The organism is Aliidiomarina minuta (genome assembly GCF_003987145.1).
GTDB classification, from domain to species: domain Bacteria; phylum Pseudomonadota; class Gammaproteobacteria; order Enterobacterales; family Alteromonadaceae; genus Aliidiomarina; species Aliidiomarina minuta.
In genome coordinates, this window is record NZ_PIPL01000006.1 from 1 (window position 1) to 633 (window position 633).

1 tRNA gene and 1 rRNA gene are annotated in these 633 nt (G+C 46.6%); both read left to right on the forward strand.

The features are described from left to right. Positions 1–40: 40 nt before the first annotated feature. A tRNA-Ala gene (locus tag CWE09_RS14125) sits at positions 41–116 on the forward strand. Between the two features lie 407 nt (positions 117–523). Next, a 23S ribosomal RNA gene (locus CWE09_RS14130) occupies positions 524–633 on the forward strand; the annotation flags it as partial.

Here is a 633-nt window from a genome sequence, read left to right on the forward strand (position 1 = left end):
AAGACTATCAGGATACGGTGATATACCGTTTCTTCGAAACGGGGCCATAGCTCAGCTGGGAGAGCGCCTGCCTTGCACGCAGGAGGTCAGCGGTTCGATCCCGCTTGGCTCCACCATTTCCTGATTCAGGTATCCGGGATACGAAACGCTTACGGCAGGCACGGCCTGCCCTACACAATATTTTGTATCCAAATTTATTTACCAATACCGCGCGTAGGGCAGGCTCAGCCTGCCGACGAAAGCTTACCGATAAGCTGTTTATTATAAACGATTTATCAGTAACCTTATGTTACGTGCTCTTTAACAACTTGGACAAGCTGATTGTAAGAAACAAAGAGAAATCTCTTAGGTAACACTCTACAAGACACACTTTGGTAGAGGCGTATCGTACTTTTAATGTCATGTAATAAAAGTACAACTCAGAAAATCAGGCTCAATTGAAGCATTGAGCGTAACGGCAGGCGTAGCCTGCCCTACGATATAGATGCTTCAAGCTGCGCTTGAAGACCTTTTTGGGTTGTATGGTTAAGTGATTAAGCGTACACGGTGGATGCCTAGGCAGTTGGAGGCGATGAAGGACGTACTAACTTGCGATAAGCCATGATGAGCCAGTAAGAGGCAGTTGAGTCATGG